Below are 23,005 nucleotides of genomic sequence, written 5' to 3' on the forward strand. Positions count from 1 at the left end.
TCCCGTTCGGCCATGTGGGGCAGGGCGGGCACCGAGGTGCCCGCGCGCCATTTCACGGCCGCCCCTGCAACGATTTCTCTCTTGTGAGATAGTACCGACATGAATATTCTCCCTATCAAGACCATCGAATACGAGCATCCCCAGGCCGGCCTGAGCTGCACCGCGCAAGCCTGGGCACGCACGCCGGCCGCGCCCTCCGCCGCCGAAAAAACGGCGCTCAAGGAACGCATCAAGCGCTTGCTGAAAGAGCGCGAAGCGGTACTGGTGGCCCACTATTACGTCGATGGCGACCTGCAGGACCTGGCCGAGGAAACCGGCGGCTGCGTTTCCGATTCGCTCGAAATGGCGCGCTTCGGCCGCGATCATCCGGCCAAAACGCTGGTCGTCGCCGGCGTGCGTTTCATGGGCGAGACCGCCAAGATCCTCAGCCCCGAAAAACGCATCCTGATGCCGGACCTGGACGCGACCTGTTCGCTCGACCTGGGTTGCCCGGCCGACGAATTTTCAGCCTTTTGCGACGCCCATCCCGACCGTACGGTGGTGGTCTACGCCAACACCAGCGCCGCCGTCAAAGCCCGCGCCGACTGGATGGTGACCTCGTCCATCGGCCTCGACATCGTGGCCCACCTGCATGCGCAGGGCAAGAAAATCCTGTGGGCGCCGGACAAGCACCTCGGTTCCTACATCCAGAAACAGACCGGCGCCGACATGCTGCTGTGGCAGGGTTCCTGTCTGGTGCACGACGAATTCAAGGGCATCGAACTCGACCTGCTCAAGGCCGAGCATCCGGAAGCGAAAGTACTGGTCCATCCCGAGTCGCCCGCCAACGTGGTGGCCCTGGCCGATGTGGTCGGTTCCACGACCCAGCTGATCAACGCCGCCCAAACGATGGATGCGACCACCTTCATCGTTGCCACCGACAACGGCATCCTGCACAAGATGCGCGCCGCCGCCCCGGGCAAGCATTTCATCGAGGCACCCACCGCTGGCAACAGCGCCACCTGCAAGAGCTGCGCACACTGCCCGTGGATGGCCATGAACGGCCTGCAAAACCTGGCCGACGTGCTAGAGAGCGGCAGCAATGAAATCCATGTCGATCCGCAAGTCGGCAAGGAAGCCGTGCGCGCCATCGACCGCATGCTTGACTTCGCCGCCGCGAAAAAAGCCAAAGCCTTGCCGACCAGCGCGTTGGCCAACGAAGCAAACCTGTTTTCCGGAGTGGGCCCAGCATGAGCAATTTACGAAATCCTTACGCCGTCTTTGATGCGGCGCTGCAAACCGCCTTTGAATCGAACCTGTTGGCCGCCTTGCTCGAAGACGTCGGCAGCGGCGACCTGACCGGTAAGCTGGTGCCCGACGACACCCGCGTGCGCGCCCGCGTGATCGTGCGCGAAGAAGCCGTGCTCTGCGGCGGCCCGTGGTTTGAAGGCGTGATGCTGGCCCTCGATGCGAGCATCGACGTCGATTGGCAATATGCCGAAGGCGACCTGATGAACGCAGGTAGCGTTGTGTGCACCATCGAAGCGCCGCCGCGCGCCTTGTTGACGGCCGAGCGCGCCGCGTTGAATTTCATGCAGTTGCTGTCCGGCGTGGCTACCGTCACGCGCAGCTACGTCGAAGTGGTCGAAGGCACCAAGGCATCCATCCTCGACACCCGCAAGACGCTGCCGGGCCTGCGCCAGGCGCAAAAGTACGCGGTACGGGTTGGCGGCGGCAAGAACCAGCGCATGGCCTTGTACGACGGCATCTTGATCAAGGAAAATCATATTGCCGCAGCGGGCGGCGTGGGCAAGGCGCTGGCGGCTGCGCAAGCGCTGGACGCCGGCGTATCGATCCAGATCGAAGTCGAAACCCTGGCCCAGCTGAGCGAAGCGCTCGAGGCCGGTGCCACCTCTGTCCTGCTCGACAACTTCGAGTTGGCCACGATGCGCCACGCGGTCACGCTCAATGCGGGCCGCGCGTTGCTGGAAGCATCGGGCGGAGTGACGATGGATAGCGTGCGCGCGATCGCCGAGACGGGCGTCGACCGTATCTCCATCGGCAGCCTGACCAAGGACATCAAGGCCACCGATTTTTCGTTGCGGATTATCGACTGACCGGAGACTGATCAACGTAGATCAGTTTCGATGTATCGAAACCAAGCGCCTGGGCCTTAGCGACCAGGCGTTTTTTTGTTGCCACATCGATTGTCGGGGTGCGCGACAGCAGCCAGAAATAGGATTTATCGGGTCCGCTGATCAGCGAATAACTGTAATGCCCGCGTTCCAGGTCGAACACGATGTACGATCCGTAAAAGGGGCCGAAAAACGAGACCTTCAGATAGCCGACGTCCGGCTTCTCGACAAAATAGGCCTTGCCCTCCGACTGTTTCCATTCCATTTTTTTGGCGTTATAGCCGCGGTTGATGACCTTGATGCCGCCATCGTCGCGCATGCTGTACTCGGCGCTCACCCGGCTCAAGCCACGCTCGAACGAATGATCCAGGCGCGCGATTTCGTACCATTTTCCGAGATATTTCGCCGACTCGAAATTGGCCACCGGTTCAATGTCCGCCGGCTTGGAAACACAGCCGGCCAGCAGAAACGCCATTACGACGAACAATGTTTTCATGATGAACTCCGCACTAAGAATGCCGAGTTCGATTGTAGCCCACGGGGTGGCGCGCCCCTTGCGCGATTGCTAGGCGAAACCGCCCAGCACGAAGGCGATTGCTCCGACCAGGCCTGCTGCCTGCGCCAGTCGCGCGACCCGTTGCGGCGCGTAGGCCAGCAACATCATCAGTGCCAGTGCCGCAGCGGTCATCCCGCCCAACCAGAGCAGCGGCCCGTGGCCGCCGCCCCCCTTGCGCACCGCGGCCGCAAACGCCAGCACCAGCGCGCCCGCGCCGGCTGCCTGCAAACGCCGCCGCAACGCGGGCGTGGCTTCCTGTCCGCGTCCATGCATGTCAGCATAATGCCGCTGTATCGCCACGCTCAGGGCACCGAAACCGGCGTAACTGAGCCCGAACACCGCAACGAGATAAAACACGCCGCTCATGATGCCGCTCCGATCCCGGCACTCACCGCCTGCGCCCCGACTTCATTGGTCTTCACCTTGCCCCGGCCCAGCCGCAGCGCGCCGTAACCGAGCAGCAGCCCCAATGCCAGTACCGTGATGTCGAACCACGCTACCGCGCTCGGGCCGTTGAGCAGGGTCACGCCGAGGTGCGATGACGTCGTCAACACATTGAGCAGCGGGATCGCGCCGAACAGGAATGCCCCGGCGGCCAGTTGCAAGCGCCACATGGCACGGTCCGGCTTCACCTGCGCCAGCAGCGCCGCGGCGCCCCAGGCGGCAAAGAACACCGCAATCTCGTTCTCCGCCCGCTTTTCCATCACCACCGGGAGCAGGCGATTGGCCCAGAAGTAGCAGGCAAAGGCGATCGGCAAACCCGCCACCGCCCCGATGTTCAACGCCTCCACCAGGCGCGTGCCGACACCGATGCGCGCACCGGCCTTGAGCGCCTTGGCCTGCGTCTGCCGGCTCTTGACCGCCCACAGGATAGCGCCGGTCGCCACCATCGCATATCCGGCCAGCCCGGAAAGGAAGAACAAAGCGCGCAGCAGCGGCTCGGCAAAGCGCGCCACGTGCAGGCCGTACATCACGCCGTGGGTGGCCGCCGGTGGCGCCAGCTGCTCGCCCGCGCTGGCCAGCAGCGCGCCATTGACACCGTCGAACTGCATCGCCGGCTGCTTGTACGACAGCTCGCGGCCGCCCGCGCGCGTGACCGAGATGCTGGCGTTGGCGTGGTTCGGATGATTGACCGTGATCGAGCCGGCGTGGCTGCCGCCCCAATGGCGTTCGGCCTGTTCCTGCATCGGCCGCAGCGGCGCCATCACGGCCGCTTCACCCGGCTTTTTGGCCGGCTTGCCGGCGCTCGGGAAGACTTCTTCGGTAAATTTATCGCGGTCGCCCTTGTAAGCCACCTGGGCGGCGCCCGGCATGTACATGAACATCAGGGTCACAAGGCCGGTGTAGGTGATCATCAGGTGAAACGGCAATGCCAGCACCTCGGTGGCGTTGTGGGCGTCGAGCCAGGAACGCTGCCCCTTGTTGGGCCGGAAGGTGAAAAAATCCTTGAAGATGCGCTTGTGCGTAATCACGCCACTGATAATCGACACCAGCATGAACATGGCGCAAAAGCCCACGATCCAGCGCGCCGTCAGCGGCGGCATGTAGTGCAGGTCGAAGTGCAGGCGGTAGATGAATTCTCCGCCACGGGTGTCGCGTGGCTCCGCCATGGCCGCGCCGGTGACCGGATCGATCAGGGCGGTCTGCAGGCGCTGGCGTTTGCGCGGCGCGCCCTCGGGCGGCGGGGGCGCGGTCCAGGCGATGCGCACGGCGCCCCTGCGCTCGGTCGGCAGGTTGATGAACCAGCGCTGCGCGTCCGGCGCGCGCTGCTGTAGCGCCTTGACGGCCATGTCGGCGGCATCGACGCTGCCGGCCTTGTGCGCGGCCACGCCATGCAGTTCGGGCTCCATCCACAAGGTGATTTCTTCCTGGTAGTAGCTGGCGGTGCCGCCGGCGAAGATCAGCAGCAGCACCCAGCAGACCAGGAGGCCCGACCAGGTATGCAGCCAGGCCATGGACTGGCGAAGGTTTTCTTTCATGGGACGTTCCGGTACAGAAGATAGACGATGGCGGCCATGCACGCCGCTGGCAGCAGCAAGCCAAGCCAGGCGCGCGCGGCGCTACGGGCGGCGAACACCCAGATCACGGCGCCGGCGTAGATGGCAAACGACGCCAGGGTCGCGCCGATGACGGCGTCCGCGCGTCCGGTACCCAGCACGCGCGGCAGCAGCAGGGCAAGCAGGGCGCTGGCCGCCGCCAGCAGGTAGCCGCCGAGGATGGCGGCCAGCGCGCGCGAGCCCACGCCGAGCCGGTAAACGAGAGGGGCGGACAGGCGCATGTTACGGCGCAATGACGTTCGGTTTGGCCGCTGGCGGCGCCGCGATGGCAGCCGCGCCGGCCGTTTGCACCATGCTCATGGTGGTCACGTAGGTGGCCACGTCGTACGGTTTGCCGTCGCGCTGGCCCGCAGTTTTGTCGGTGTGGTGCGCTTCGAGCACATAGGTGCCTTTCCATGGCATGCTGAAGTTGACCATGCCTTGTTCATCGCTTTTCGCTTCCTTGGCCCAACCCGATTGCGCCACCGCGGCGACCTTGGTTTTCGCCAGCGGCTTGCCCTGGTAGCTCAGTTGGAACTGGCCGGCTTTGCCGGTCGGGACGATGTCGAGCGTCAGGCGCGCCTGCTGCGCGGCGCTGCCGTTGACCAGCCGCGCGGCCGGAGTCCAGATCGAACGCAGCACGGTGTCGCCGGTCTTTTTTTCAAAGGCCGGGTAGCTCGTTTCTTCGGCCACGATGCTCTGGCCTTCGGCGGCGCGCGCCGACAAGACGAACGCACCGGCGGTTTTGTCCAGTTTCAGTTTGCGGTCGGCACCGGCGCCGATCAGCGTGGCGGTCGGTGCGACAAACTTGTCGAGCAGGCCGGGCGAGGCTTCGCGCAGGTTGTCGCCAAATTCGCCGAAGTAGACGGCGGCCGTCTGGCCCTCCTGTTCGATCCAGATCTGGTGCGCATTCGCGCTGGCAAAGGCGCCGCACAGCAGCGTGGCGAGGAGGGTGGTTGCGCGGTTGTTCATGGAATGCCCTTGTTGTGATCAATATTGATAGCGCAGATTGGCCGAGACCGAACGCGGCTCGCCGTAGTAGCCGCCGTTGTAGAACCCCACCTTGCGGTAGTAGGTCTTGTCGAGCAGGTTGTTGATATTGACGCTGGCCGAAAGCTGGCTCGTGATCTGGTAGCGGCCCATCAGGTTAAGCAGCGTGTACGCGGCCTGGCTGGTGCGCACCTTGCCGGCCGGCCCGGTGGCCGTGGTGTAGATGTCGCTCTGCCAGTTCACGCCGCCGCCCACGGTCACATCGCGCCATTCGCCCGGCAGGCGCCAGGTGGTGCTGATGCGTACCATGTCGCGCGGCTGGATCGTATTGATCACCACATCCTTGGCGTTGCGCGAGGTGCTGCGCGTGGCGCCGGCCGAGAGCTGCCAGCCCGGCGTCGGCGTGCCCGATACTTCGGCTTCCACTCCCCGGCTTTTCGTGCCTTTGCCGGTCGAGACGTACGGACGGGTGCCGTCGGGCAGGAGCACGCCCAGTGGCACCGAGCTGTCATCCTCGCCAAGATTGTCCTGTTTGGCCTCGAACACGGCGACGGCGGCGTTCAGGCGGCCGCCGAAAAATTCGGCCTTGACGCCGGCTTCCACGTTGCTGCCGGTGACCGGGTCGAGGAAGTTGTTATTCTTGTCCTTGTAGTTCTGCGGCTTGAACAAATCGCTGTAGCTGGCGTACAGCGAGGTAGTCGGCGCCAGCTCGAACACCACGCCGGCGTATGGCGTGAGCACGTCCTTCGACGCGTAGCGCCCGGTGGCGTTCACGAACTCGCCGCTGGTGTTGAAGTTGTCGGTGCGGGTCTTCCAGGTGCTCAGGCGCGCGCCGGCGATTACCTGGAGCGGGTCGGCCAGGCGCAGGCGCGCCGCCAGGTAGGCGCCCGACTGCTCGGTGACCGCCGCCGCGCTGGCACCCGTGCGCCAGCTGACCGGCTGCGGCACCTTGCCGGTCCAGTTACGGAAGTCGGGAATCACCAGCGGGAACGGCAGTGGGGTTTCGGTGGCGATGGCCGGGGTCACGCCTTCGCGGCGCCAGCCGTTCCAGCCGGCCACCAGCTCGTGCTTGCGCCCGAACAGATTGAAGGCGCCGGTCGCGTACAGGTCCAGGTTATCCTGCGTTTCTTCGTACGGGAAGGTGCCGTTCCACACGGCCAGCCCCGTGCCGTCGCGGTTCGGGTAGCCGCTGCCGCCATAGAACAGCGCGCCCTCGGATGTCGAGTCGAGCCGGTTGTACGAGACCTTCACCTTCCAGTCGTCGTTGATGCGGTGTTCGAGGTTGGCGTACACATTGCGGTAGGTGCGTTCCCAGCTGCTCCATTCGGCCGCCACGTTGAAGGAACGCGGCAGGTTGGCTGGCGTGCCGTCGCTGAGGAACAGCGGCGTGGTGCCCCAGGTCGTGCCTTTCGGCGTGTTGTGCTGGTAGTCGGCGCCCACGGTCAGCAGGCTGTCCTTGCCCAGGTCCGCTTCGACCAGCACGCCGCCGACGATCTTGCGCTCCTTGTACAGGTCCAGGTGCGAATGGCGGTTCTGCACCACGCCAATGGCGCGTCCGCGCACGCTGCCCGATGCGTTCAGGGCCGCTGAAATATCGGCCTCCACGCGCCGCATGTTCCACGAACCGATACCGACCGAGGCCGAGCCGCTCAATTCGCGCGTCGGGCGCTTGTGCAGCATGTTGATCGTGGCCGACGGGTCGCCCGCGCCGGTCACCAGTCCTGTGGCGCCGCGCACCACTTCGATGCGCTCGTACAGAGCGGTGTCGAACAGGGCGCTGTTGCCCGAGCTGTAGTTGGCGGCCACGCCGTCGACCTGGAAGTTACTGACCGTGAAACCGCGCGACGAAAAGCCTGTGCGCTCGCTGTCGTTTTCCTGCACGGTGATGCCGGGCGTTTGCACCAGCACGTCGGCGATGCTGGTCAGGTTCATGTCCTCCATGCGCTGGCGCGTGATGACGGTGACCGACTGCGGCGTTTCGCGCAGCGACAGCTTGAAGCGCGTGGCGGTGCTGGCGGCGCGCGCGCCGTAGGAAGTGCTGTCGTCCTGCTTGTCGGCGCGGATTTCGACCACGCTCACCGGTGCCGCTTCGTCGAGCGGTGCGTCAGGGGCGGCGGCGTGGGCCACGCCCGCCATCGAGAAAAGCAGTGCCGAGCGGACGGCCAGCGCGAGGGGATGTAAGGTCATGTTCATTCAGGGGGACTTAAAAAGTGTAGCGGGCGGTCAGGGTGACGGCGCGACGTTGGCCATAGAAGCAGTCGCCGCGGGCCAGGCAAGTCGAAATCTGGACCTTGTCGGTCAGGTTGGTGACGTTGAGCGCCACGCGCAGCGGTCCGCCGCTGTACGAGAGCATGGCGTCGAGCAGGGTGATGTCCGGCGTTTCGAGCTGATCGAGGCCGTCCATCGAAGAGCCGAGGTAACGCACGCCGGCACCGGCACTGAAGCCATCCTGTTGCGCGATCGAGAAGCGGTGCGTCAGCCAGGCCGACACGTTGTGCTTGGGGATGCCGCTCAGGCGCTTGCCGTTGTCCGCGCCATTGCTGCGCGAGACGGTGGCGTCGGTGTAGGCGTAGCCGGCGGTCCAGTCCCAGTCGCGGCCCAGCTTACCGGCGCTTTCCAGTTCGAGCCCGCGCACGTGCACTTCGCCGATCTGGATGCTGTTGAGCGGATTGGCGGGATCGGCGGTCTTGCGGTTGGTATCGCGCAGGTCGTACACGGCCAGGGTGGTCATCAGGCTGCGGCCCGGCGGCTGCCATTTCAGGCCCGCTTCCCACTGTTTGCCGCGCTGCGGCTGGAAGGCCTGGCCGTTCAGGTCCACGCCGCCCAGCGGCAGGAACGATTCGGCATAGCTGACATACGGCGACCAGCCACCGTCCGCCAGGTACAGCAGGCCGACCCGCTTGGTGTTGGCGCTGTCGTCGGTGCGCGCGGCCGCGCGGCCTTCGATATCGTTGGTTACGCCGTCGTGGCGCAGTCCCAGTACCGTTACCCAGCGCGGGCCGTATTTGATTTGGTCCTGCACGTAGTAGCCGTTCTGGCGCAGATTGGTGGTCGGCAGGCCGGTCAGCGCCTTCGGAACGGTGTAGTTGCCGTAGGCCGGGGCGTACACGTCCAGCGGCGCGGCCACACCGCGCCCATTGGCCTGGCGCGTTTCCACCCGCTGCACGTCCGCGCCCAGCAAAATTGTGTGCTGCAGCTGGCCGGTGACCAGTTTCGCCTCCAGCTGGGTGTCGACCAGCAGCGTTTCCAGGTTGTTCAGGTTTTGCACCAAGTCGCGGTTGATGGTGCGCTGGTCGGCGTTGAACACGGGCCGCGCCGGACGGCCGGTCGCCGCAACGGCGGTGAAGCTGGTGTAGGCGCTGCGGTAATCGACTTCGCTTTTGGTCTTGCGCAGGGTCTGGCGCACGCTCAGCGTATCGTTGAAGCGGTGGCTGAACAGGTAGCCGAGCGCTGTCTGTTCGGTGTCGTAGGCATCCCAGCCTGGCTCGCCGGTGAAGGTGCTGGTCGGGATCTGGCCGAACTTCGACGGCAGCAGGGTGGCCTGCCACGGGAAGAAGCCGATCATCGAGCCGCTGTGGTCTTCCTGGCGCAGTGCCAGCACGGTCAGCGAGGTGTTCGCGTTGGGGGCCCAGGTCAGCGAGGGCGCCAGCAGCTTGCGGTCGTCGTCGACCATATTGACTTGCGTGCCGCTGTCGCGGCCCACGGCCACGAGGCGCGCCAGCCAGTGGCCGTCGGCATCGAGCACCTGGTTGATGTCGAGCGAGAGCTGCTTGCGGCTGTTGCTGCCGATTTGCACCTGGACTTCACGCTGCGAGGTCGCCATCGGCCGCTTGGAGACCAGATTGACCACGCCGCCGATGCCGCCCTGGCCGTACAGGACCGACGACGGGCAGCGCAGCACTTCCACGCGCTCCAGGGTGTACGGGTCGGGGCGCGTGGTGTTGTAGCTGCCGAAGTTCGATTGCACGCCATCCTGCAGCATGGCCGGATTGCCGCCGCGCGAAGTGACCGAATCGACCCGGCTGTCGAAGTAGCTGGAGACCAGGCCGGCGCTGTAATTGAGCGTCTGGCGCAGCGTTTGCGCGCCTTGCTCCTCGAAGCGCTCGCGCGGGATGACGCTGATCGATTGCGGCGTCTCGATCAGCGGCGTGTCGGTCTTGGTGCCGGCGCCGCTGCGTTTGGCGACGTAGCCGTTGTCCTCCCTGTTGCCGTCGACCGTAATCACCGGCATCGCCACGGCATCATCGGCCACCTCGCTGGCATGCGCCATGGCAGCGGGGCCGGCAAGGGCGGCGAAGATGAGTGCGGAACGGACCGCGGCGGTCAAGGGAAGGGGAATGCAGTGCGTGACGCCGGCGTACGCCGGGCCGAAAGGTGCGTGGTGCGCCATGGAGCCATCCTGAAAATGAGTGCAATGGCTGGCTACGGTCGTGCTGGCGGCTGTTGAATGAGAATGATTCTCAATTATAACGAGTGGCAGCTAATTCGGCAAGGCAACATTCATGCGTGAAGCATGACAGATCAAGCGTGTCAATACTCCCGAGCCGCACGTATTGCAATATAGTTACGTTCCTCATCGCAACTATTAATGAATCTAATGAGGAGAGGCAACCATGCAAGCATTCCTGGAGTCTGAGCGACGGTTTTTGCTAAGAGTAAAAGCGGAGGCCGTTTTCATGCTTGTATTTGGCGCGGTATTGTGTGGAGCGATCGTTGTCTGGGATCCGTCGTCGTGGCTGCTTTGGTCATTCGGTATTTTTTTCGTTCTGTATTCTGCAGCGCATGCATGGGTGTATCGCGTGTCGCCCCCGTGTTTCAGCCTGGAGGCGGAAACAAAACGCATGGAAAAGGCCCGATCCCGGCTCAACGCTTTCAGCGGCCGGGCCGATTACGAGTGGTTGAGTGCCGAGATCGAGCTCCGTCAGGAATCCATCGCATCACTCGCGCACTTTATGGCCGAGCGCGAGCGGGAACGCGCGCTTAATCGCTAGCAAACTGCCTGAGCAACGCGGGGAGGACATCTTCAGCGCTGGCTTCGACCTTCAACGATATCAATTCGTCGGCGCGGGTTTTGCCCAGGTTGATCGCGGTAATCGGCTTGCCGCTGTCTGCGGCCATGCGGCAAAAGCGAAAGCCCGAATACACCACCAGCGACGAGCCGATCACCAGCAGGGCGTCGGCCTCCATCATGCGTGCCAGCGCTTCGCGGGTGCAGTCGGCCGGCACACCGTCGCCGAAGAACACCACGTCCGGTTTCAGCGTTCCGCCGCAGTGCACGCAGTAGGGCAGGTGGAATTCGGCCAGCGCGTCCGGCTCCAGATGGGCGTCGCCATCCGGCGCAGGCGTGGCCACGGCACCAGCCAGCGCCGGATTGGCTTCGACCAGCTGGCCCTGCACGAAGGCGCGCGGAAAACTGGCGTGGCAGTCGAGGCACACCACCTTGTGGATATTGCCGTGCAGTTCGAGTAAGTCGGCGCTGCCGGCGCGCTGGTGCAGGCCATCAACGTTTTGCGTCATGAGGGCGCCGAGCCGCCCGGCCGCCTGTAGCCCGGCCAGCGCGGCATGACCGGCGTTCGGCGCGGCGGCGGACAAGGTGGGATAGCCGACCATGCTGCGCGCCCAATAGCGCCGCCGCACCGCTTCCAGCTTGCGGAAATCCGGCCCCTGGACCGGCGTTTTACCGCGCCGCACGCCATCGCGGTCGCGGTAGTCGGGAATGCCGGAGGCGGTGCTCATGCCGGCGCCGGTCAGCACCAGGATGCGCCGGTGGCTCTCAACAAAATCGGCCAGTGCGTCGCTGTCAGCAGTCATGGGAATGCACCACCAGCTCGTCGAAGCCGGATGCCGCGTCAAGCTCGCGCGCAAAGCTGTGGCCGGGCAGCAGGGCGATCAGGATTTCGGCCGTGGTGCGGATGGTGCAGCCGGCCAGTACGTGGCCGCCCAGCACGCGGCCGGCGGCATCGGCCACGGACATGTGCAGATGCGGGCCGTCCGGCGAGAGCGAGCCGGCCAGGGTCAGTATTTCGATGTCGCCTTCGACCTCGGTGGCCTGGGCGGCGCCGGCCAGGCGCAGGCGCGCGCCGCGCAGGCTGCCGATCCCCTGCAAAACGAAACCGGCCTGCGTGCCATGCGCGGCCAGCACCTCGGCCAGGGCGGCGCGCAGGTCCTGTCCCGGAACCAGTCTGAGAGGGAGTGTTTTCATGCGCCTGATTTTACCCGGCCTTGCGGCGCGACGAGAACACGATCCCGCCGACGATCAGCGCAAAGGCCACGCCGTGGTACAGATGCGGCAGTTCGCCCAAAAACGCCGACGACATCATGGCCGCGAACAGCGGGGTCAGATTGGTGAAAAACGCGCCCACGCTGGGCCCCGCGCGCTGCACGCCGGCGCCCCAGCAGCGGAAGGCGATGATGGCCGGGCCGATGGCGACGTACAGCAGCGCCGCCGCGACGGTCCAGCTCCAGTGCACCGCCACGGCGGCGCCGGTCCATTCGACGCTAGCGAAAGCGCCCGACCACAGCACGCCGTAGATGACCTGGGCCAGCAGGAAGGCGGCCCAGTCGGCGCGCACGGCGGGCGGATCGTTCTGCCGGGTCAGCAGCCAGCTGTAGAACGACCAGGCGATGGTGGCCAGGATCATGTACAGGTCACCGGCGACCAGGCGCATCGCGGCCAACTGGCTCCACTCGCCACGGCACAGCACCACCAGCACGCCGACGATCGACATCGCCGCGCCGATGACTTGCTGGCGCCCCACCTTCACGCCGAAAAACAGGGCGCCGACCAGCAGCATCCAGACCGGCATGCCGGCCGCCACCAGCGTGACGTTGATCGGGGTGGAGCTTTGCAGGGCCAGGTATTGAAGGGAGTTATACAGGCCGATCCCGAGCAGGCCGAGAAGCGCGAAGCGGCGCCAGTTGCTGCGCAGCGCATCGCTGGCGAACAGGCGCCGTCCCAGCGGCAGCAGGATCAGCATGGCGATCGACCAGCGCAGCAGGTTGAGCGTCATCGGCGGCACCGCGTCGCGCACCAGACGGCCGACGATGGCGTTGCCTGCCCACAGAAGCGGGGGCAGGGTCAGCAAGCCGATGGTCGATGGAGACAGTTTCTGGTTCATGAGCTACCGTCGGTTCCCGCCTGGCGGGAACGACGTGTTAGCGGCGTGGCGGGGTCAGCACGCTTGGCAAGGCTTTCGGAAGCGTGTTCGGATAGTCGCGGCTGAAATGCAGGCCGCGGCTTTCGCGCCGCGTCAGCGCGCTGTTGACAATCAGCGAGGCCACGTCGACCAGGTTGCGCAGCTCCAGCAAATCATGCGTGATGCGGAAGTTGCGGTAGTACTCGTCGATTTCTTCCTTGAGCAGCGCAATGCGGTGCTGCGCGCGTTCGAGGCGCTTGGTGGTGCGCACGATGCCGACGTAGTTCCACATGAAGCGGCGCAGCTCATCCCAGTTGTGGGCGATCACGACTTCCTCGTCGGCGTTGGTGACGCGGCTTTCATCCCAGGCTGGCAGGTCGCGCGTTTCGCCTTTCGGCATGGCGGCGATTTCGTGCGCGCAGGCGCGTCCCACCACCAGGCATTCGAGCAGCGAATTGCTGGCCAGGCGGTTGGCGCCGTGCAGGCCGGTGCAGGCAGTTTCGCCGACCGCGTACAGGCCCGGCACGTCGGTGCGTCCGGCCAGGTCGGTGACGATGCCCCCGCACGTGAAGTGCACCGCCGGCACCACCGGAATCGGTTCCTTGGTGATGTCGATGCCCAGTTCCAGGCAGCGCGCGTAAATGGTCGGGAAGTGCTCCTTGAGGAATTCCGGACTCTGGTGGCTGATGTCCAGGTTGACGTAATCGAGGCCGCGCTTTTTCATCTCGAAGTCGATGGCGCGCGCCACCACGTCGCGTGGGGCCAGTTCGCCGCGCTCGTCGTACATCGGCATGAAGCGCGTGCCGGCGGCGGCGCCGGCTTCCGGCGGCAGCTTGAGCAAGCCGCCTTCGCCGCGGATCGCTTCGGTGATCAGGAAGGACTTGGCGTACGGGTGGTACAGGCAGGTCGGGTGGAACTGGATGAATTCCATGTTCGAGACGCGGCAGCCGGCGCGCCAGGCCATCGCAATGCCGTCGCCGGTGGCGGTGTCGGGGTTGGTGGTGTACAGATACACCTTGCCGGCGCCTCCGGTGGCCAGCACCGTGTGCTCGGCCTCGAAGGTCAGCACCTGGCCGGTTTTCTCATCCTGCACGTACAAACCGTAGCAATGCGGCTGGCCGGCGCTGGCCGCCGCTGGCTTGGGTCCCAGCTTGTCGGAAGTGATGACGTCGATCGCGCAGTGCTGTTCGAACAGGGAGATATTCGGATGCGCGCGCACCTTTTGTTCCAGCGTGACCTGGACCGCGTGTCCGGTGGCGTCGGCCGCGTGGATGATGCGGCGCTGGCTGTGGCCACCCTCGCGGGTCAGGTGAAAGCCCATTTCGGCGGTCGGGTCGCGCGTGAACGGCACGCCCTGGTCGATCAGCCATTCGATCGCTTCGCGCCCATGTTCGACGATGAAGCGGGTGGCCGCCTCGTCGCACAGGCCGCCGCCGGCCACCAGGGTGTCGTCGATGTGCTGGGCGTGGCTGTCGCCCGAGTCCAGCACGGCGGCAATGCCGCCCTGGGCCCAGTTGCTGGCTCCGTCGAGCAGGGCCCGCTTGGAGATGATGGCCACGGTGCGCGTTTGCGCAAGGTGCAGGGCAACCGACAGACCGGCCAGTCCGCTGCCGACAATAGCGACGTCAAATTTCATGTTGGGCGAATAATTAGTGCAGAAGCATCACTATAGTCTATTTGGCTGCCCCGTGTCTGGCCTTCGGGAAATGCCCGAAAATGCTTGTTTGTAGTCAATACCTCTTATGCGTCTGTAAGCGATTATTTACCACGCCGTGCCGTGGGCGCGTCGCTGGCAGGGAGGAACCGTGATCCGGATTTTCAGTCACTACGTATCCAAGATGGCGTTCGTGCTGCTGCTGCTCGAACTGTTGATGCTGCTCACCTCGGCCAGCGTGGCCTCGGTGCTGTGGTTTTCGGACCAGCACGGCAAGTTTCGCGCCGATAACCTGTATCTGTCGTCGCTGACCTTCGCGCTGGTGATCATTTTCAGCATGAGCGCGCTCGGGATGTACCAGCACAGCTCGCGCGAGGGCATCCGCACCACCTTGATCCGCATCATGCCCTCGTTCGCGCTCGGTTTCGCGCTGCTCAGCGCCCTGATCGCGGTGCGTCCCGAGATCTATTTCGGACGCGGGATCAGCAGCGTGATTTTCGCCATCGGCGCCACCGCCGTGGTGCTCACGCGGCTGGTGGTATTCAAGTCGGCCGAATCGGCGCTGCTCGAAGCGCGCCTCATTTTCGTGGGCAGCGGCGCGCTTGCACGCGAGTGCATGGATCTGGCGCACAGCAAGATCGGCCTGCACCAGTTCAGCGTGGTGGGCTGCGTGCCGATCGCCGGCGAAGAGAGCTGCGTGCCCGCCGCCGCGCTGCTGCCGGTCGGCGAATCGCTGCTGGAGATGGCACGCCGCTACGAGGCGCGCGAGCTGGTCGTGACGGTGACGAACCGGCGCAGCAAGGAGTTCCCGGTTGGCGACCTGCTCGACTGCGCGCTTGGGGGCGTGCGCGTGATCGATGCCGCCACCTTTTTCGAGCGCGAGGCGTGCCAGATCCGGCTCGATTCGCTGCAGCCAAGCTACCTGATTTTCGGCGGCGGCTTCGACCAGAGCTTCTGGCGTGCCAGCGTCAAGCGCTGCTTCGACCTGGTGGCCAGCGGCTGCATCACGCTGGTGTCGCTGCCGCTCATGCTGCTGGCGGCGGCCGCCATTACCCTCGACGATGGCGGGCCGGTGTTCTACCAGCAGGAGCGGGTCGGCAAGGATGGCCGCATCTTCAATGTGCTCAAGTTCCGCAGCATGCGCATCAATGCCGAGGAGACCGGCGTGCCCACCTGGGCCTCGGCCAACGATCCGCGCGTCACGCGTGTCGGGCGCTACTTGCGCATGCTGCGCATCGACGAGCTGCCGCAGATGCTCAATGTGTTCAAGGGCGAAATGAGCTTCGTCGGGCCGCGCCCGGAACGCGCCTTCTTCGACGACCAGCTGGCGCGCGAAATCCCCTACTACAACGTCCGCCACAGCATCAAGCCCGGCGTGACCGGGCTGGCCCAGGTGCGCTACCAGTACGGCGCCTCGGTCGACGACGCCGTCCAGAAACTGCAGTACGACCTGTACTACGTGAAGAACAACAGCCTGTTCCTCGATCTGCTGATCCTGATCGATACGGTGCAGGTGGTTTTGCTGGGCAAGGGAAGCCGCTGAAGGTGAACCTCATTCAAGGAGCTGCATCATGGGCAAAAAGAAGCTGTTGGTGGTCGAAGACGACAAAGGCTTGCAGAAGCAGCTGCGCTGGAGCTTCGACGGGTATGAGGTGATCGTCGCCGAGGACCGCGAGAGCGCGCTGGCGCAGCTGCACCGCCATCGCCCGGCGGTGGTGACGCTCGACCTGGGCTTGCCGCCCGATCCGGACGGCGCCACCGAGGGGCTGGCCACCTTGCGCCAGATCCTGGCCGAAGCGCCCGGCACCAAGGTGATCGTCTTGTCGGGCAACCAGGCGCGCGCCCACGCGCTCAAGGCGATCGGCATGGGGGCCTACGACTTTCACCAGAAGCCCTTCGATGCCGATACCCTGGGGCTGGTGGTGGAGCGGGCCTTTTATCTGCACGCGATGCAGGAAGAGAACCAGCGCATGCTGCAGATCGGCGCCGATTCGCCGCTCTCGCGCATCGTCACGCGCGACCCGGCCATGCTGCGCCTGTGCCGCAGCGTCGAAAAGCTGGCGCCGTCGTCAGCCACCGTCATGCTGCTGGGCGACTCGGGCAGCGGCAAGGAGCTGTTCGCGCGCGGCTTGCACGACCTGTCGGCGCGCCACGAGAAGCGCTTCGTGGCGATCAACTGCGCGGCCATTCCGGCCGACCTGCTCGAGAGCGAATTGTTCGGCCACGAAAAGGGCGCCTTCACCGGCGCCGGCCAGCAAACCCTGGGCAAGATCGAAATGGCGCAGGGCGGCACCTTCTTCCTCGATGAAATCGGCGACATGGCGATGGCCTTGCAGGCCAAGCTGCTGCGCTTCGTGCAGGAGCGGGTGATCGAGCGGATTGGCGGGCGCAGCGAAATCGCCATCGATGCGCGCATCGTGTGCGCCACCCACCAGGATTTGCCGCAACTGGTGCGCGAAGGACGCTTTCGCGAGGATCTGTATTACCGCCTGAGCGAAGTGGTGCTGGCCATTCCGCCGCTGCGCGAGCGGGTCGGCGACGCGGTGCTGCTGGCGCACCATTTCAAGCACCAGGCCAGCCTGATGGAGCGGCGCAGCGTGCCGGCCTTCACCGAGGACGCGGTGCTGGCCATCGAGCAGTATGGCTGGCCGGGGAATGTGCGCGAGCTGGAAAACTGCATCCGGCGCGCGGTGATCATGTCGGAAGGACCGCAGATCAGCGCGCGCGACCTGGGCCTGGCAGGCGTGCCACAGTCGGACGCCCCGGTCAATCTGCGCCAGGTGCGCGACGCCGCCGAATACAAGGTGATGGTGACGGCGCTGGCGCGTACCAATGGGTCGATCGTCAAGGCGGCCGAGCTGCTCGGCGTGAGCCGCCCGACCCTGTACGACCTGATGCACCATCACGGCATCCGGATTTCACCATGACGCAATCCAGTTCGCGCTGGCCTCGGCCACCGCGTCGCGCCAGGCGCGGCTGGCGAAGGTGCGGTCGGCGCCGTCGATGGTGACGCATTTGCAGCGCAGCTCGTGGCGTTTGAGCAGGGCGTCCACGTGCCGGGCGCCCGGTTCGTCGCCGCCCAGGATCACCAGGGCCGCGCCGTCGAAGCCCGACAGGCTGGCCAGCACGCGCTGCGGCAGCGGCAGGCTGGCGTCGGCGGCGGCGGCGCGCATGTGCTGGCGCAGGGCGGCCGCGCTGTCCGCGCCATTGTGGGTGTCGCTGGCCACGCGCTTCCAGAAATCGAGTTCGCCGAGGCGCGCCAGCAGTGGCGGCAAGCCATGCGTGCGCGCCGCGCCGGCCGGCACTGGCATCCAGGGATTGAGCAGCACCACGCCCGAGACGCGGGTGTCGGCATGGGCGTACAGGACGGCGGCCGTGGCGGCGTCGCCCAGGCCCCACAGCACCACGTCCTGCATGGCGGGCATCTGGGCGAAGAAGGCGCGCATGGCGGCCTGGAGGTCGTCGCCCAGCGCATCGATGGGGCGCGCCTCGCCTTCGCTGTCGCCCATGCCGCGGTGGTCGAAGCGCATCACCGGGATGCCGCGCGCGGCCAGCAGGCGTGCCAGCAGCGTGAAATGACGGTGGTTGCCGATGCGGTATTGCGGCGCGCTGGTCACCACCAGCACGCCGCGTGCCAGCGGCCGTTCGGGCAGGTCGAGAATGCCGATCAGCGAATTGCCGCCGCAGGTAAATTGCATTGTGCGTTGGGTGGCGTCCATTATGCCTCCGCCGTGAAGACGGCACTGGTGGCGGCCAGCAGCGCCGGACACTCGGCGATGTCGTTGGGCCCCCAGAACGGCACCCCCTCGATCGCATGGAAATGCAGGGTGGCTCCGCGCGCGCTCCAGCGCCGGGCGATGCGTTCGGCGCTGGCGGCCAGCCGATGCGGGGCCGGTGAGCCGCTGGCGAACCAGTGCACCTGGCAGGGCGGCAGCGGCAGCGCCGCCGCGTCGCATGCATCGATGGCGTGCACCAGCGGCGCGGCCAGTTCGTAGCCGCCCACTTCGAGCATGCCGCGCGCCAGCAGGTCGGCGCGCAGCTGGCTGGTGGTGCCGAAGCGGGCCGGATCGCCCGCTTGCATGCGTGCGGCCAGGCCCTGGCGCAGGAACTGGTTGATGCAGGTGCGCCCGTTCAGGAAAGGCTGCCACAGGATCACGCCGTCGACCGGGGCGCCGCAGGCGAAATCGAGCGCCAGCAGGCCGCCCAGGCGCAGGCCCCACAGGTGCAGCGGCAGGCCGGCGGCGCGCTCGGCGAGCCAGGCGCGCGCGACCTCGAGATCGCACTTCCATGCGTCCCAGCGCGCCTGGCTGGAGTCGCCGCAACTGTCGCCGCAGCCGAACAGGTCGATCTGCAGCACCGCGTAGCCGGCGGCGGCGAAGCGGCGCGCCTGCAGGGTGGCCATGCGGCGCGATTTGTTCATTTCATCGGCGAAGGGATGGACGTACAGGATCGCGCCGCGCGCGCGCAACTGCGGCGCCGGCGCGTGATACAGGCTGAAACGCGTGCCGGTCTCGACATTGAAGAAAAAGGGTTCGACGCGCGGAAGCGTCAACAGGGGCGCATTCATGGTGTTCTTATCTCCTGTACGCACCCCGGACCGGGCCGGGACGCAAGATTGCGGGCGCACTGGTTAAGGAATGGTCGGTTCCCTCGCCCCTGTCCTGTCAGCGGAACCGGTTTCATTAAACACCCCGCAAATTGCGGGCTTCTTGAGCGCGCACAAGAGGAAGAGTGCGCTCGCATTGCTTGATTCCGGTCAAGGACGAGTACCCCGTTTTTCTCAATCATGAATTCCCTTCGGAAATAATTTACGCAGAGGAATATATGGCACCACTCGTGCATGATTTGATCAACCAGGCCGCCTGGCGCACGCCGCACGCGCCGGCCTTGCGCTATCTCGACAAGAGCCTGAGCTATGACGAATTGGCGCGCTGCGTCGAGGTCGCCGCGCAGGGTTTGCTGGGCCTGGGTCTGGGGCGCGGCGAGCGGGTCGCGGTGTTCATCGACAAATGCGAGGAAGCCGTGCTGGCCCTGTTCGGCGCGGCCGCCGCCGGCCTGGTGTTGGTGCCGGTCAATCCCTTGCTCAAGCCGGCCCAGGTCGGGCATATCCTGCGCGATTGCGGCGCCCGCGTGCTGCTGACCTCGCCCGGACGGCTGGCCACGCTCGCGCTGGAGCTGGGCCGCTGTCCGGACCTGTACTGCGTGCTGCAAACCGGGGCCGCCGATGGCATGCTGCCCGGCCTGGGCGTGCTGGGGTGGGATGGCTGGATGCGGCGGGCCGATGGCGCTCCGGCGCGCGACGCCCACCGCCGCATCGATACCGACATGGCGGCCCTGCTGTACACCTCGGGCGGCAGCGGGGCGCCGACCGGGGTGGTGTTGTCGCACCGGAATCTGGTGGCGGCGGCTGGCAGCATGGCCAGTTATCTGGGATACAGCGCGCACGAGCGCATCCTGGCGCTGCTGCCGCTCAGTTTCGACTACGGCCTGAGCCAGCTGACCGGCGCTTTTGCCGCCGGCGCCGCCGTGGTGCTGATGAACCCGTTGCTGACGCGCGACATTCCGGCCATGGTTGCGCGCGAGCGCATCACGGTCCTGGCGGCGCTGGCGCCGCTGTGGATCCAGTTGGCCGAGCTGCACTGGGATGCGCCGCACAACTTGTGCACCATCACCAGTTCGGGCGGCGCCATCCCGCGCGCGGCCCTGGAGGCGCTGCGGCGGCGCTTGCCGGACACCCGGGTGTACCTGATGTACGGACAGACCGAAGCCTTCCACGCCACCTGCCTGGCGCCCGAGCAGCTCGACCAGCGCCCCGACTCGCTCGGCAAGGCCATTCCCAACGCCGACGTGCTGGTGCTGCGGCCCGACGGCCAGCAGTGCGGGCCGGGCGAGCCGGGCGAACTGGTGTACCGGGGACCGCTGGTGGCGCTCGGCTACTGGAACGATGCGGCGCGCACGGCCGAGCGCTTCCGGCCCCTTCCGGCGCAGCCCGGGTTGCCGTTCGCCGGCACCGGGGTGTGGTCGGGCGAGACCGTGCGTATGGATGAGGACGGCTTTCTGTATTTCATCGGCCGCAGCGACGACATGATCACCACCGGCGGCTACCGGGTCAGTCCGACCGAGATCGAAGAGGTGCTGTACGCGACCGGGCTGGTGGCCGAGGCGGCGGCGCTCGGGCTTGAGCACCCGGTGCTGGGGCAGTCGATCGCGCTGGCCGTCACGCCGCGCCGGGGCTGCCTGCTGGAGCCGGCCGTGCTGCTGGCCGCCTGCCGCGCCAAATTGCCTGGCTACATGTTGCCGCTGCTGGCGCAAGTGCGCGAGGCGCTGCCGCGCAGTCCCAACGGCAGCTTCGACCGGCGCTTGCTGGCGGCCCAGATGGCGGGCGGCGCTTGACGTCAGGGGCGCGTGAACAGATTGCCGGCCAGGCGCAGCAGGAAGGCGGCGCCGGCCTGCGCACACGGGGCACAGCGCGGCAGCGCGAACAGGTCGCTGCCGCTGCGCGCCGCGCCGGGGGCCATGCCGACCGCCGCCTCGAAGCCCTGGGCGCGCAGCATGCGCCCGTGGCGCTGCTCGAAATCCTGGCCCGGCTTGCCGCTGGGATAGGCGAACAGGCGCACCGGGGCTTGCAGGATGTCTTCGATGCGGCTGCGGCCGGCGGCAATGTCGGCGCGGGCAGCGGCGTTCGACAGGCTGGCCAGCGCGGTGTGGTGCAGCGGATGGGCGCCGACCTCCATGCCGGCCCGGTGCAGGGCCAGCAACTGGTCGGAACTGAGCATGGTCGGGGTGACGCGGCGCGCCATGGAACGCGCGCGCGCCAGCCGTTCCTGCGGCGGCAGCAGGCGCAGGGCGGCCAGCAGCATCTCGATCACGGCGCGGCGCCGCTGCGGGCAGCCGATGTCGTAGCTGGCAAAGCCGCTGCGCGCCAGGTTGAGGCGCTCGCCGGGCGCGTTGCGCACCACCTCGGTGACGATGTCGCACCAGGTGCAGCCGCCGTCGAGGTAGCTGGCGGCGATAAAAAACGTGGCCGGCACGCCGGCGCGCTGCAGCAGGGGCAGGGCCACGGCGGCGTGCTCGGCGTAGCCATGGTCGAAGGTGAGGCAGGCGGCGCGCGCGGGCAGGGTGCCGTCGGCCAGTTGCGCCACCGCGCGCGACAGCGGCATCAGGCGGAACCAGCGGGTGAGCAGGCGCAGCTGTTGCTCGAAGCGGCGCGCGTGCAGGCGCTCGGGAAACAGCGGATCGGGCGCGGCCAGCACACGCTGGCAGCTCAGGATGGTAAGCGGGACGCGCATGTGTTTTTCTTTGGTGAAACTAATTGACTTGCCTCAATGAAGCAGCTGTGCCCATCGGTACACTGGAATTCTTATGTTGAGGCAATACTAAATCAGCGCGCGCGGCGGCTTGTTGAGCATTCTCATGCCGCCCGCCTTGCTGATGCCCTGGGGCTTGGCCCCTGTTGATAACGGAGGCGTGCATGCGTATTGGTATCTTGTCTTATCCCATGCTGTTCGAACGCGACGATGGCGTCCAGCAGCAGGTCCGCGAAACCATCCGCGCCCTGGTGCAGCTGGGTTCGCAGGCGGAGTCGCCGGTCGAGGCGGAGGTGATCAATCCGCATGCCACGCGGCTCGACGAGTTCGACCTGATCCACGTGTTTTCGGCCATCCAGGGCAACCACCGGCTGGTGGACGCGGCCGCCGAACAGGGCGTGCCGGTGGTGCTCACGCCCCTGATTTCGCCCGGCTGGGACCGCGCCGGCGACCACCGGCTCGGCAACCTGACGGCGTGGAATGTGCAGAGCGGCTATGCCCGCACCCGGCGCGCGCTGCAGCAGGCCAGCCTGATCGTGGCGCTGGGCGAGGCCGAGAAACAGGCGATCGGCGCCGGTTTCCTGATCGATGGCGCCAAGGTGCGGGTGTTGCCGAACGGGGTCAATCCAGCCCTGCTGGCGGCCGATGGCGAGCTGTTTCGCAAGCGCACCGGGATGACCGGGCCGTACGCGCTGATGGCCGGCCCCATTTCGCCCTACCAGAACCAGCTGGCGATGGCGCGAGCGATGGGCGCGCTGTCGCTGCCGCTGGTATTGGTGGGCGAGGCCGGCGAACGCGATCAGGATTACCTGCGTGAACTGCGCGCCGTGCGCGGCGTGACTTGCCTGGGGGCGTTGCGCCAGGATGGGCCGATGCTGGCCAGTACCTACGCGGCGGCATCGGTATTCCTGCCGCCGGGCGAGGGGCAGGGTGCGCCGCTGGCGGTGCTCGACGCGCTGGCGGCAGGCACGCCGGTGCTGATGGCGCACGACACGCCCTCGAGCATGGCCGGCGCCGGCTTCGCGCTGCTGCGGGTGGACTGGAACGATACCGATGCCCAGCAGCGCGCGGTGCTGCGCCTGCTGGTATCGCCGCCGCCGCGCGAGCAGGTGCGCGCGCTGGTGCGCGGCTGCACCTGGGAGCGGGTGGCGCGCCAGTTGGCCGCCTGCTACGCCGAAGTGGCCACGCTGCGCCAGGCGGCGCTGGGCTAGC

21 protein-coding genes are annotated in these 23,005 nt (G+C 66.5%); 7 read left to right on the forward strand and 14 right to left on the reverse strand.

Annotated elements, in window-relative coordinates; all coding sequences use genetic code 11:
- The first annotated feature begins 99 nt into the window (after positions 1 to 99).
- Together nadA and nadC are read left to right on the forward strand one after the other, a co-directional pair.
- The gene (nadA, locus tag PO883_RS25105) at positions 100 to 1,233 is read left to right on the forward strand and encodes a quinolinate synthase NadA (protein WP_289312181.1); all 1,134 of its coding nucleotides are present in this window, start codon (positions 100 to 102) and stop codon (positions 1,231 to 1,233) included.
- Complete coding sequence (gene nadC, locus PO883_RS25110) at positions 1,230 to 2,096, forward strand: carboxylating nicotinate-nucleotide diphosphorylase (protein WP_289312182.1); 867 nt, start codon at positions 1,230 to 1,232, stop codon at positions 2,094 to 2,096. The genes nadA and nadC overlap by 4 nt, the downstream gene beginning before the upstream one ends.
- Here nadC and PO883_RS25115 read toward each other — a convergent pair.
- From PO883_RS25115 to PO883_RS25145, 7 genes are all read right to left on the reverse strand, one after another.
- A complete protein-coding gene (locus tag PO883_RS25115) occupies positions 2,086 to 2,610 on the reverse strand; it encodes a lipocalin family protein (protein WP_289312183.1) in 525 nt (174 codons plus the stop codon). The genes nadC and PO883_RS25115 overlap by 11 nt on opposite strands.
- Before the next feature lie 69 nt (positions 2,611 to 2,679).
- On the reverse strand, positions 2,680 to 3,036 hold the full coding sequence (locus tag PO883_RS25120; protein ID WP_289312184.1) for a DUF3325 domain-containing protein: 357 nt from the start codon (positions 3,034 to 3,036) through the stop codon (positions 2,680 to 2,682).
- Positions 3,033 to 4,649, reverse strand: a complete 1,617-nt coding sequence (locus PO883_RS25125) for a PepSY domain-containing protein (RefSeq protein ID WP_289312185.1) — start codon at positions 4,647 to 4,649, stop codon at positions 3,033 to 3,035. Before PO883_RS25125 ends, PO883_RS25120 begins: the two co-directional genes overlap by 4 nt.
- Positions 4,646 to 4,948 (reverse strand): DUF3649 domain-containing protein, encoded by a 303-nt coding sequence (locus PO883_RS25130; protein WP_289312186.1) that lies wholly within the window; start codon positions 4,946 to 4,948, stop codon positions 4,646 to 4,648. The genes PO883_RS25125 and PO883_RS25130 overlap by 4 nt, the downstream gene beginning before the upstream one ends.
- 1 nt (position 4,949) lies before the next feature.
- On the reverse strand, positions 4,950 to 5,678 hold the full coding sequence (locus PO883_RS25135; protein ID WP_289312187.1) for a DUF4198 domain-containing protein: 729 nt from the start codon (positions 5,676 to 5,678) through the stop codon (positions 4,950 to 4,952).
- An 18-nt stretch (positions 5,679 to 5,696) separates the two neighbouring features.
- Entirely contained in the window at positions 5,697 to 7,883 is a 2,187-nt protein-coding gene (locus PO883_RS25140; RefSeq protein ID WP_289312188.1) for a TonB-dependent siderophore receptor, read from the reverse strand.
- A 16-nt stretch (positions 7,884 to 7,899) separates the two neighbouring features.
- Complete coding sequence (locus tag PO883_RS25145) at positions 7,900 to 10,086, reverse strand: TonB-dependent siderophore receptor (RefSeq protein ID WP_308606179.1); 2,187 nt, start codon at positions 10,084 to 10,086, stop codon at positions 7,900 to 7,902.
- Between the two features lie 223 nt (positions 10,087 to 10,309).
- Here PO883_RS25145 and PO883_RS25150 point away from each other — a divergent pair, with 223 nt between their 5' ends.
- Positions 10,310 to 10,687 (forward strand): hypothetical protein, encoded by a 378-nt coding sequence (locus PO883_RS25150; RefSeq protein WP_289312189.1) that lies wholly within the window; start codon positions 10,310 to 10,312, stop codon positions 10,685 to 10,687.
- Here PO883_RS25150 and PO883_RS25155 read toward each other — a convergent pair.
- Genes PO883_RS25155 through nadB form a run of 4 tightly spaced genes read right to left on the reverse strand, consistent with a single transcriptional unit; the run spans position 10,677 to position 14,468 of the window.
- The gene (locus PO883_RS25155; RefSeq protein ID WP_289312190.1) at positions 10,677 to 11,507 is read right to left on the reverse strand and encodes an NAD-dependent protein deacetylase; all 831 of its coding nucleotides are present in this window, start codon (positions 11,505 to 11,507) and stop codon (positions 10,677 to 10,679) included. The two genes, PO883_RS25150 and PO883_RS25155, sit on opposite strands and share 11 nt — an antisense overlap.
- Positions 11,497 to 11,898 (reverse strand): PPC domain-containing DNA-binding protein, encoded by a 402-nt coding sequence (locus PO883_RS25160; RefSeq protein ID WP_289312191.1) that lies wholly within the window; start codon positions 11,896 to 11,898, stop codon positions 11,497 to 11,499. The genes PO883_RS25155 and PO883_RS25160 overlap by 11 nt, the downstream gene beginning before the upstream one ends.
- A gap of 10 nt (positions 11,899 to 11,908) precedes the next feature.
- Positions 11,909 to 12,814 carry a DMT family transporter gene (locus PO883_RS25165; protein ID WP_289312192.1) on the reverse strand — a complete coding sequence of 302 codons (906 nt, stop codon included), beginning with the start codon at positions 12,812 to 12,814 and terminating at the stop codon, positions 11,909 to 11,911.
- A 37-nt stretch (positions 12,815 to 12,851) separates the two neighbouring features.
- Positions 12,852 to 14,468, reverse strand: coding sequence for an L-aspartate oxidase (gene nadB / locus PO883_RS25170; protein WP_167078652.1), 1,617 nt, complete (start codon positions 14,466 to 14,468; stop codon positions 12,852 to 12,854).
- Between the two features lie 169 nt (positions 14,469 to 14,637).
- Between nadB and PO883_RS25175 the strand changes: the two genes are divergently transcribed.
- On the forward strand, positions 14,638 to 16,029 hold the full coding sequence (locus tag PO883_RS25175; protein ID WP_289312193.1) for a TIGR03013 family XrtA/PEP-CTERM system glycosyltransferase: 1,392 nt from the start codon (positions 14,638 to 14,640) through the stop codon (positions 16,027 to 16,029).
- Between the two features lie 28 nt (positions 16,030 to 16,057).
- Positions 16,058 to 17,413 carry a PEP-CTERM-box response regulator transcription factor gene (gene prsR, locus PO883_RS25180; protein WP_289312194.1) on the forward strand — a complete coding sequence of 452 codons (1,356 nt, stop codon included), beginning with the start codon at positions 16,058 to 16,060 and terminating at the stop codon, positions 17,411 to 17,413.
- On the opposite strand, the gene PO883_RS25185 is transcribed toward prsR, so the two are convergent.
- Both PO883_RS25185 and PO883_RS25190 read right to left on the reverse strand, forming a co-directional pair.
- Positions 17,405 to 18,205 carry a hydrolase 1, exosortase A system-associated gene (locus PO883_RS25185; protein ID WP_289312195.1) on the reverse strand — a complete coding sequence of 267 codons (801 nt, stop codon included), beginning with the start codon at positions 18,203 to 18,205 and terminating at the stop codon, positions 17,405 to 17,407. The genes prsR and PO883_RS25185 overlap by 9 nt on opposite strands.
- Positions 18,205 to 19,053, reverse strand: a complete 849-nt coding sequence (locus PO883_RS25190) for a hydrolase 2, exosortase A system-associated (protein WP_289312196.1) — start codon at positions 19,051 to 19,053, stop codon at positions 18,205 to 18,207. Before PO883_RS25190 ends, PO883_RS25185 begins: the two co-directional genes overlap by 1 nt.
- A 257-nt stretch (positions 19,054 to 19,310) precedes the next feature.
- On the opposite strand from PO883_RS25190, the gene PO883_RS25195 reads away from it, so the two are divergent.
- On the forward strand, positions 19,311 to 20,879 hold the full coding sequence (locus PO883_RS25195) for an acyl-CoA ligase (AMP-forming), exosortase A system-associated (RefSeq protein WP_289312197.1): 1,569 nt from the start codon (positions 19,311 to 19,313) through the stop codon (positions 20,877 to 20,879).
- A 2-nt stretch (positions 20,880 to 20,881) separates the two neighbouring features.
- Here the strand turns inward: PO883_RS25195 and PO883_RS25200 are convergent, their stop codons facing one another.
- Positions 20,882 to 21,775 (reverse strand): polysaccharide deacetylase family protein, encoded by an 894-nt coding sequence (locus PO883_RS25200; RefSeq protein WP_289312198.1) that lies wholly within the window; start codon positions 21,773 to 21,775, stop codon positions 20,882 to 20,884.
- A 182-nt stretch (positions 21,776 to 21,957) separates the two neighbouring features.
- Between PO883_RS25200 and PO883_RS25205 the strand changes: the two genes are divergently transcribed.
- A complete protein-coding gene (locus tag PO883_RS25205) occupies positions 21,958 to 23,004 on the forward strand; it encodes a glycosyltransferase family 4 protein (protein ID WP_289312199.1) in 1,047 nt (348 codons plus the stop codon).
- Position 23,005: the final 1 nt, after the last annotated feature.

Origin of the sequence: Massilia sp. DJPM01, from assembly GCF_030348125.1 — a bacterium.
Classification (GTDB): Bacteria; Pseudomonadota; Gammaproteobacteria; order Burkholderiales; family Burkholderiaceae_D; genus Telluria_A; species Telluria_A frigida.